11 protein-coding genes are annotated in these 10310 nt (G+C 35.7%); 1 reads left to right on the top strand and 10 read right to left on the bottom strand.

The features are described from left to right. Positions 1-90 precede the first annotated feature (90 nt). The 3 genes from C8J95_RS18835 to C8J95_RS18265 all read right to left on the bottom strand — a co-directional run bounded on the left by C8J95_RS18835 (position 91) and on the right by C8J95_RS18265 (position 1934). Entirely contained in the window at positions 91-738 is a 648-nt protein-coding gene (locus C8J95_RS18835) for a hypothetical protein (protein ID WP_185124634.1), read from the bottom strand. A gap of 192 nt (positions 739-930) precedes the next feature. Then, on the bottom strand, positions 931-1713 hold the full coding sequence (locus C8J95_RS18270) for a DUF5694 domain-containing protein (RefSeq protein WP_107810131.1): 783 nt from the start codon (positions 1711-1713) through the stop codon (positions 931-933). A gap of 11 nt (positions 1714-1724) precedes the next feature. Continuing rightward, positions 1725-1934, bottom strand: a complete 210-nt coding sequence (locus C8J95_RS18265) for a hypothetical protein (RefSeq protein WP_107810129.1) — start codon at positions 1932-1934, stop codon at positions 1725-1727. A gap of 100 nt (positions 1935-2034) precedes the next feature. On the opposite strand from C8J95_RS18265, the gene C8J95_RS18260 reads away from it, so the two are divergent. Beyond that, positions 2035-2790, top strand: coding sequence for a response regulator transcription factor (locus tag C8J95_RS18260; RefSeq protein ID WP_107810128.1), 756 nt, complete (start codon positions 2035-2037; stop codon positions 2788-2790). 285 nt (positions 2791-3075) lie between these two features. On the opposite strand, the gene C8J95_RS18255 is transcribed toward C8J95_RS18260, so the two are convergent. The 7 genes from C8J95_RS18255 to C8J95_RS18225 form a co-directional block, all read right to left on the bottom strand. Beyond that, positions 3076-3771, bottom strand: coding sequence for a siderophore-interacting protein (locus tag C8J95_RS18255; protein WP_255412887.1), 696 nt, complete (start codon positions 3769-3771; stop codon positions 3076-3078). A gap of 184 nt (positions 3772-3955) precedes the next feature. Next, positions 3956-5506, bottom strand: a complete 1551-nt coding sequence (locus C8J95_RS18250) for a DHA2 family efflux MFS transporter permease subunit (RefSeq protein ID WP_107810126.1) — start codon at positions 5504-5506, stop codon at positions 3956-3958. Positions 5507-5516: 10 nt separating this feature from the next. Next, the gene (locus C8J95_RS18245) at positions 5517-6563 is read right to left on the bottom strand and encodes an HlyD family secretion protein (RefSeq protein WP_255412886.1); all 1047 of its coding nucleotides are present in this window, start codon (positions 6561-6563) and stop codon (positions 5517-5519) included. A gap of 21 nt (positions 6564-6584) precedes the next feature. Further along, positions 6585-7931, bottom strand: coding sequence for a TolC family protein (locus tag C8J95_RS18240; RefSeq protein ID WP_107810125.1), 1347 nt, complete (start codon positions 7929-7931; stop codon positions 6585-6587). Positions 7932-8028: 97 nt separating this feature from the next. Further along, positions 8029-8463, bottom strand: coding sequence for a universal stress protein (locus C8J95_RS18235; protein WP_255412885.1), 435 nt, complete (start codon positions 8461-8463; stop codon positions 8029-8031). A gap of 169 nt (positions 8464-8632) precedes the next feature. Next, positions 8633-9202: a Crp/Fnr family transcriptional regulator gene (locus C8J95_RS18230; RefSeq protein WP_107810123.1), complete on the bottom strand. Its 570-nt coding sequence runs from the start codon at positions 9200-9202 to the stop codon at positions 8633-8635. A 267-nt stretch (positions 9203-9469) separates the two neighbouring features. Next, positions 9470-10225: a siderophore-interacting protein gene (locus tag C8J95_RS18225; RefSeq protein WP_107810122.1), complete on the bottom strand. Its 756-nt coding sequence runs from the start codon at positions 10223-10225 to the stop codon at positions 9470-9472. Positions 10226-10310: the final 85 nt, after the last annotated feature.

Genomic DNA, 10310 nt, shown 5'->3' with positions numbered 1-10310 from the left:
TGTGTCTCTGTGAATCTTGTCTTTTTCATCTTTTACAGTTTAAAATTAATAAATTTCTCTATTTTTAAACTGTCTGGTTTTTAGGGACACTTACACTTTATTAGGTGTTTTAATTGGTCTGGGATTAGTAATAATTACTTCTTCAATTTCACTACATCTTTCATCCGGTCTATTATCACAATCATTATTCGCCATGAATTGTATACTTGCACTAGCACTCAATGCTAAGCGCATATTTCTTTTCTTATACCTATTGTAGGCTTCTTGAAATAACGGAGCATTAGTTTTATAAAACTCATCATTCTTATCTATAGTATAATAGGATAACTTGGTTTCCTTTTCAGATAATAATGAAACAATTAAACTGATTACAGTACCATTTTCAACTTTAGGAAAAACAACCCAGATATTACCATCAGAATTCTTGATAACCTGAGAACGTACATTGAACTCTATATAAGAGCCTGTAGTAGATGTATTTTGATCAGATGAGGCTTTTAATATTGGTTTATTAGCAATTCCTGATAAATTAGATTTGTTTATTTCATCATACTTTATCATCAGGGATGCAAAGCCATTGGCATAGTTAATTGTTTTCCCCGATTGAGAAGTGAATGTTGCAAAACGTTTATCTTCTGCTTGCTTTTGACTAGTAAGATTATCTTCTGTTCGACAAGAAGATAATACAGAAAATGAAAGGATTCCCCATAAAAAGGGTTTAAATAAATTTTTTGTCATATATGAAATTTTGTTTTTTTTCGGTTGGCTAAACTTAAAAATAATTTTTTACATATTTATTTAACATAATTTATTTTATTTTTCTTTAAATAAGCATAATACTATAAAAAATTCATATTACAAATAAAATCCCGACAACTTGTGCCGGGAAATATGTTTCATTTTAATTTTAGCCAGAAAAACCATAAAGATCTATTTCAAATAATCTGCTGTATTCACAAGTTCATATTTAGGACTTCGCTTCATAAATTCATTGAGAAAAGCTGTATGGGTAGCTCCCATAATGATAAATATTCTGTCATCTTTTGTAACGGGAATCTGATTTAAATTTGAAAAAATTCTCAGATTTCTTCTGTAAAATTTACTTGCTTCATCAGCACCTTCAAAATTTCCTTTAGTACTGCTATAGGTCAAAATATCAGCATTGATATTGATAAATTTCTCTAAGCTTTCTTTAGAATTAAAGGTTTTCAGTTTATCTAATGTCGATAGCTTTTCCATCGCAGCAAACTCTTTGTAAAGGCCTTTTACATAATTTTTCGAAGTCAGACTGTCGACCTGATTTTCCAATTCATTTCCGATATTATAATTATAAGCTGCTGTTGCCTGCTCATCTATACCGTAAATCTTTTTCACACCCGACATTTTGCCAACTTCATAAGCTATTAAAGCAACTTCTCCACCTATTTTAGCTTTATATTCTTTATTTTGTAAAAACCCGGAATAGTCATTATTTAGTTCACTATTTTTTTCAGGAACTATTTCTACACAAATTATGGTAGGCTTAAACTGCGCCAGCATTTTGGCTACTTCATAAGTTTCAGATTTATTTTTTTCGTCGTTCTGATCAAATTTCACTTTATGTTTATCTGGTGTATATACCATGTGAAAGGTTGCAAAATTTAAAACTTTCGCTTTTTGTGCAGACAAATTTGCACAAATAAAAATCCCAAGGATTAAAATAGTCTTTTTCATTTTTTTAGCTTTTAGCATTCTATCCAACGGACAATATACTGACGAATAATCTTTTCAAATAATTCAATTCCGTTTTCAAATCCTACTGACTCATATTTAATGATCATAAAACAGGATTGCTCTACATTTTTATCACTTCCCATATTTACAGCTTTAATCCCACCAATAGCAGAAACCACAACTGCAATTATAAACAGATTTAGTAAAATTCGTTTCTTCATGTTTATTACTTATTATTTCGCCCAAAAATATTGCGGTTTGTTTTGACAAATACTACACTTTTGTGTAGTTTTATGCAAATTCAAAAATCAGACACCGAAAATGGATTTTAACCCTTTGTTTTCGACAAAAAACAGAATCGATAATCTTTCTGAAAAAGATTTATTACAACCACTGGATTATATAGAAATTGTAAAAGCTTTTTCACGGGTTACCTACCAGAGTATCTATATTATCGATTATCAAACTGAAACATTTGAATTCGTTTCAGACAACCCATTATTTCTTGCTGGGCTAACACCGGATCAGATATTGTCTATGGGCTATGACTTCTACCAAAAATTTGTTCCTGCCGAAGATTTTCAAATGTTGATCAACATAAACAATTCGGGGTTTGAATTCTATGAAAAAATACCGTTAGAAGACAGAAAACAATACGTTATATCTTATGACTTCCATATACAAAATGCAAATGGAAAATTTATTTTAATCAACCATAAGTTAACACCTGTTTTTCTGACAGAAAAAGGAAAGATCTGGAAATCGATGTGTATTGTTTCCCTTTCTACAAACACTTCGTCTGGTAATGTGACCATAGGAAAACTAAATTCTGATTTGTTATGGGAACTGGATCTTGTAACCAATAAATGGACAGAACGTAAAAAGGCACCCCTTACGGAACGGGAAACAGAAATACTACGCTTCTACAATCAAGGTCTTAATATTAATGAAATAGCTGGGAAAATATTTATCTCTGTAGATACTGTCAAGTTCCACCGTCGAAAATTATTTGACAAATTAGAAGTGAATAATATCAACGAAGCCTTAGCTTATGCCATACATCACAAATTATTATGATAACTATTTAAGAATAGTAATAAAGTCTAAGGTATAAATGCAAAAAAAAAGCCCCGAAATTAATCGGGGCCAACACCAAATCACAAAATATTTTATATGAAAAAATACTTTACTTACTATAGACAAAAGCCTTGCCAAATAAAATATTTTATGATTTTTTTTAGACATATTAACAAAAATCATGTTTTTTTTCACTTTAAAAGCTTCTTTTAAAACATAGAAGCAAAAATGGCAGATTAATTTTCGGAAAATTCTACCGATCATTAACTCCGTGACAAATACACTTTAATAAGGATTATTAAAATTAATAATCCTTACCTGATCCTCTGCAGTCGCCCATTCTTTTTTGAAGAAGTTTGTAAAAAGCTTATTCACCTCATCACTTCCGGCCAGTATTATTCTAAAATCCTTGCTTGTTCTTATAAAATCATTTCTGAAAAGATCCAGTACTCTTTCCGGGCTATATGGATATATTATATGATAATTGAGCGGATAACTCCCGTCTACATCCGGAAAAAACTCGCCCGTATGCCTGCTGTAAATAAAACTATTGACTGTGCTGGAAAAAGGAAGATTCCTGTTGAACTGGTAAAAAAAAGATTGTGCATCGGCATTACCAATAAGGTAATAACATTCAGCATTCGATTCCTGTAACATCATTTCCTCGGGGTTCATCCATTTTATAATCTTCCCGTTTTGCAGATCTCCCAACCAGTTATACAATTCTTTATCCGGACTGGGATGAATTGTAATATCTGCCACATTACGCATCGCATCGTAGCTCCATAGCATAAACCTTCTTAGTACAGGAGTCCCCAGATTATCATAACCAATCATGACAGGAATTACATATCCCGGATTCTTATCTATATCCAATTCCATTGGAAAAATTGTTCTTATTTTAAGATGCCACGAGGTTGTTGTCATTTTTTTATGATATACGATCTCACCCCGGTTTATATTTCTTAATTCTGATTTCATTTTACATATTTTTAGAATTATATTTTGTTTTACATCAATAAACCACAACAGAAAACAAAATGTTTCAACTCACTTTAGCTTAACAATTGTTACACAAAAAGGAAAAATAAGGACATACTATTTTCATTAAGTTTGTAGTGACTGTTGTGGTTATAAATAAACATGATGTATTTTTATTATGACATTAATGTGCATCTGCCGGAATTTCTGTTTTTTTCTTCTTAAAACCTTGCAATAGCACAAACGGAATACAACACAGCATCGCTATCCCCAGATATTGATAAGCATCTGTAAAACCCATTAGCATAGACTGTTTATTTATTGTTCCTTCCACCGCACGCAAAGCCATTTCTGAAGCATCAGAATGTGAGAAACCTTTCCCCATAAAACCGGAGATATAATTCTGCATTCTTTCCCAATAAGCAGAACCGTATTCATTTATATTTTCCAGTAAATAATTTCGGTGTTTTCCTTTACCAATATGTATTGCTGTTGCAAGTCCTGCAATTCCAAAGGATCCACCTAACTGGCGCATCATATTGTAGAGCCCTGCACCTTGTCCTATTTCGGGTCCTTTCAAATCTTTAATCGCCAATGTAATAAGAGGCACAAAAAGCAGTCCTATACCTATTCCCCTGAAATAAAGCGGAAAATAGAAGTCTGTATTTCCTGAAGACAATGTTGCTTTACTCATAATCATCGGGAAAATAAAGAAGCATATAAATCCTGCGATTACAAAAAGCTGTGGAGGCACTCCTTTTTTCAACAGTTTACCTACCGTAGGCATTAAAGCTATGGTGAATATTTGTCCCGGCAACAAAAGGAATCCGGTCTGTTCTGCCGAAAAGCCCAGAAGACTTTGGCAAAACTGAGGAAAGACAAACACGGAGCCATATAGTCCAATACCGAAGAGAAAAGAAGTAACCATACCTGCAGAGAAGCTTCTGTACCGGAATAATTTCAGGTTTACAACCGGATGGTCTGTCGTTGTTTCCCGCCATATAAACAGAAGTATACCAATAACTGCAGTAACGGTAAGTACAATAATATACTTTGTTGCAAACCAATCTTTTTCTTCACCTTTTTCCAAAACCGTCTGCAAACTTCCCACGGCAACAGTAAGGAGCAAAATTCCCCACCAGTCAACAGGCTTTCCTGTACTCTCCTTGGGTGTTGATCTCACATACTGATAGGTAAGAATTGCTGCCAGAATACCCAATGGCAGATTAATGTAAAATACCCATGGCCACGATAAATGATCCGTAAGATAGCCACCCAATGCTGGTGCTACTGTAGGCCCTACTACTGCTCCGAAGCCAAATATTGCAGTAGCCGTTCCCCGTTCTTCCGGCGGCCAGGTTTCCAACAATATTGCCTGTGCATTGGATATTAATCCACCACCTGCAAGTCCTTGTAATATTCTGAATACAACCAGCTCTGTTAGCGTATGCGAGTTGCCACATAACATGGATGCTATTGTAAACAAAATAATAGAAAACAGGAAGTAATTCTTACGGCCAAAGCGGCTTCCGAGCCACCCGGACATGGGCAGAATAATAACATTGGCTACCGCATACCCGGTAGAAACCCATGCGACATCTTCCAGTATAGCTCCCATATTCCCCTGAATATGTGGTATGGCAACATTTACAATCGTTGTATCCAAAAATTCGAGCATACAGGACAATACCATGGTAAAGGTTATAATCCATTTTCTAAATCCTTTTTCAGCCATTATTTCCAGATTATTTAGTTAATACGCTTACCTCTACGTTCATTCCCGGGCGGATCTTTTTAAGGAGTTCGGCAGAAGCATTAATTTTGATTTTTACAGGAATACGCTGCACTACTTTTACAAAGTTTCCTGTAGCATTATCTGGTGGCAGCAAAGACATTTTAGCACCCGTTGTTCCTGCATAATTGTGCACAATTCCTTTTATAGGTTCGTCCGGATATGCATCCACCACAATTTTGGCTTTTTGTCCGGCACGTATATGTTGCATTTGTGTTTCTTTGAAATTAGCTGTTACATAAAGGTTATTTTCATCCACCACAGCAAACAGGGTTTGCCCGGCCTGTAGTAACTGCCCCATTTGTACACGACGCTTAGTCACGATTCCAGAAACTGGTGCTTTAATATCGGTATAAGACAAAAGTAATTTTGCATAATCCACATCTACCCGCTGTTGGTTTGTTGCTGTATGCGTTACATTAAGCTCCGAACGTGTATTGCCAACTTGTGCTACAGCTGTTTTATATTGTTCTTCGGCAGATATATAAGCTGCTTTAGCAATATCACGCTCGGCTTTAGCTTTGTCAAAAGTCTGCTGCGGAACAGAACCGCTTCTGATTAGAGCAGCATAACGATCGTAATCCTGATTCGCCTGCCATAATCTGGCTTTTGCTTCTTCTATCCGAGCCTTATATCCTAGTGAAGATGCATGAGTAGCTGATACCTGAGTTTCGGAAACTCCGATTTTGGAGCCTGCAGTCTTTTGTGCTGCCATTGCCTGTTCCAATTTAATACGATACTCCTGATCCTCCAATGTCACCAGTGTTTGACCTTTAGTTACACGTTGATTATCTTCAAAGTTTATAGTATTGATATAGCCTCCTACACGCGACACAACGGCACTAAGGTCACCATCTACCTGCGCATCATCAGTATCTTCATGGCTCTGGTAATAGATATATTGCTTTACTCCGAAAATACTTCCGGCTATTATAACGACCAGCAGAATTGCCGGTACTGTATATTTTTTCTGTTTTGACTGGGTTGTTTCCATATTCATAAGTCTTATTTTCTTATCGTATTATTGATTAATTGTTGAAATTTTGCCTGACACTTTTAATAGATTATACCAGGCAACAGAAGCATCCGCACGGGCAATCTCCAGATCGGTAAGTGCCTGATAAAGTCTGGCATCAGCATCTATACGGTCGGTGACTGTAGTAACATTATTTTTGTAGCGATCTTCCTGCATACGGTCATTTTCCGCTGCTTCATCTATAGATGAGTGTAGCAATGCTACCTTATTCAGAGCACGCTGGTAAAGCTGATAAGCCTGATTAACTTCTGTCCGGATTTTATCCACCCAGATATTTTTTTCTATAGACGTTTGCTGCTGACGGATTTTTATTTCGGAACGTTTGTTTTTATTTATCCACAGTGTAGAAAAATCCCATGATACGGTAGCACCTATAGAAATTGGTGCTATAAAATTTCCGTTGACAGGAATAAGCGCAGAACCTGCATGAAGATATTTTAGCCCGGCACTTACTGATAATTTTGGGAGTTCTTCTGCCTGTATTGTTTTAAAGGAAAATTCTTCAACTTTGTATTGCAGATCATTTTGTTTCAATTCTTTTCTTTCTGCAAAAGCAAAATCCACATACTGGCTTAGCGGAGCGGGAACATCTTCTTTCAGTAAAACCTGTCCTGATTTTAAATCTGTATCTTCCGGCAACCCGAGTAATACAGTCATATTATAACAGATAATTTTTCGGTTAGCTTCTAAATCAGAGGCTGTAATTTCTATTGCCGACTTTTGCAGCCTGAAACGCAGCACATCATTCTTGGTAACAATACCATGGCGATAAAACTGATCGGCTTGCTGAATAAGTTTTTCTATAGCCAGCATATTCTGTTGAACAATTTTCTGGCTCTGGATTACTTTATACAAATCAAAATACATTTGTACCGCTGTATAGATTACCTCATCTTCACTAAGAGCTACATTCGTTTTAGCCATTTCTGCCAATAGTAAGGTCGAAGCCCTTGCATATTTCAGCTTAAAACCATTAAATACTGTTTCACTAAGTGCAACATTAGCATTATATGAATCTGCTCTGTCCGGTAATATCCAATCCAGAGAACCTAGCCTGATATGATTTGCCGGAATTTCAGCATGAGAAAAACTACCGCTAACACTTCCTGTTGGCAGCGATAAGTCCTTTGTCTGATTGTATTTGTTAACAGCAAGATCAATAACAGAGCGTTTTAATTTTAACGCATTACTATTGGAGAGCGCCATCTCTATAGTCTGATTAAGTGTAAGGATATTCGACTGCGCCTTTACACTTACCATCATCATGCTTCCGCCGGCATACATCAACAATGATGTTCTGATGGCTTTCAATGGAATTTTTAATGTTTTCATTTCTTCTATTTTTCGTTCGTAACAGAGCATAGCTCCGCCAGGCAGGCTTTTAGCCCGCTTATTTTTTTATTAATAAGCAATTATGTTATATTAGGATTTAGTGCGCCTGGTGATTATAAGGTATCACCAGAACTGGGATTGTAGCATGGCGGATTACATGTTCGGCAACACTTCCAGTAATCCAATGATCCAAACCGGTTCTTCCGTGGGTACCCACAATAAGTAAATCGGCTGTTTTGCCGGTAACGAAGCGAATGATCTCTTCCATTGGATCACCTTCCAACGTTGTCATACTATATTCTATAGTATCAAATATTTTAGTAAGCTCTTGAATGTCTAGCATCAGTTTTTCCTCGGAATTATCATTCTCTTCTATAGAGATATTGGCTAGTGATGCATTTATTACCGCTTCGTTATTCCGAATCAGGAGGATTGTTACTGTACTTTTAAAAACTGTAGCCAGTTCAAATCCTTGTCGGGCTATAACCTGAGAATAAGTACTCTCATCAAGCGCAATGATTATAGATTTCATCTTCATAGGTTTTGTTTAAAATCATGTTGCAAAATTCCGCTATCACAAGATTAAAAACTTTGACCTGTGTCAAAAAAGGAGATTTAGAGTCTGCTAAATTATGATATGCTCCTAGACCTATTCGGTATAAACAGAAACTAAAGCTAAAAGTAAATGGCTATAAAAATTCTTATAGCTTCGATTTTAGACGACTAAGGGTTTCCTGAGAAATATTGAGATAAGATGCAACCATTTTATTGGAAAGTCTCCGTACAATAACCGGATTTTCTGCCAGCAACTGACGGTATTTTTCCAATGCATCCTGTATAAGAAATGACATCAGCCGTCTGGTATTGGTTATGTAAGCTATTTCCAGATAAATTCTGTAAAACTTTTCCCACTGTGGAATAATCTCCAATAGATGGTAAAAATCTTTATGACTGATGTAAAAAACTTCGGTGGGTTCTACTGCCTGTATAAACTCTTTAGATTTTTCGGCTGTAATAAAACTCACCAATGCACTTGCAAACTGATTTTCAAAGGCAAAATAGCGCGTCGCCTCCTGTCCTTCTTCATTGATAAAGAAAATCCGTAAGCAGCCTTTGGTTACAAAAAAAGAACGCTGACTCACCTGCCCTTCTGCGAGCAATAATTCATTTTTTTTAAGTTTTATGGTTTTAAAGTAAGAGAGAATTGTATTCAGTTCGTCTTCCGTTACCGATATCTTACTTTTAATATATGATACTAATAATTCGTTCATGTAATTATCCTAAATCAGGTCAGCAGACAAATGTAATAAAATTAAAAAAGACATTGTTGTACTACATCAATTCTGTGTTTTCATAAATCTAAAAATCCCTGCCAGAATTATATTTTCTGACAAGGACCAACTTTAATAGATTTCAAAAATTATATATACTTAGTTATCTGATGCATTTTTGGAAAACAGATAAAATCTAATTTTCATCGTTGAATATCTACAGAACCTCTTATCCGGGTTCTGTAAATATTCTATTGTTAATTAGTTTCAGTTTTTCAGATCATCGGATGCTTCGTCTTCCGAAGCACCTGCTTTCCAGTAAGAGCAAGCATACATTTCACGGGGATTCCAACCTTTATCTGTTCGGTAATAACTGCGTAAATCTTTTACTGTTGTATATTCGGCAGCTATATACACATACTTTTTCGAATCATCCTCCGGAAAATCAAATGCTCTCACCTCTTCAGCAAGATTACTTCCCTGCTCGGGAGCAGGATTATGCAGCCATTCTGTTTCTACGTTGGCTGCAGAACACAGTATTAGTTCATCTTCTTTTGTTGGTACTTCCAGAAAAACTTTTGCTGTAGCTTCTGCAGGAAGCTGTTCCAGAATAGCACTAATAACAGGTAAAGCTGTAGCATCGCCTGCCAACAAATAGCTATCTGCTTCCGGAACCAAAGGTCTCAAACTTTCTTTCATACCGATTCCCAGATGGTCACCAGCCTTAGTATTCAGTGCCCATGCAGATGCAGGTCCATTATCACCATGTGCTACAAAATCAATACTCAACTCTTTTTTATCCAGATCTATTTTACGGTTGGTATAAGTTCTCACCATACTCTCCTGGCCGCTATCATTTACCGGAATAAATATTTTATTATTGGATCCCGATCTAACTCCTGACAGTAATTCTGTCTGTTCATCGTCCATACCAAATACTACACGAATAAGGTGCGGCGTAAGGTATTCTTTATGTTTCACTGTAAATACAGAACGTATTTTTTTAGTTATTTTCTGCTCCATTATTTTAATAAACTTTTTATTTGCTAAAATCCTGTATTAATTATTATCACTGCAAAGATCACAACATCAAAATTTAGAAACATTG

It is taken from the genome of Elizabethkingia sp. YR214 (genome assembly GCF_003058195.1).
Taxonomy (GTDB): Bacteria; Bacteroidota; Bacteroidia; order Flavobacteriales; family Weeksellaceae; genus Elizabethkingia.
This window is presented reverse-complemented; position numbering and strand designations above follow the sequence as displayed.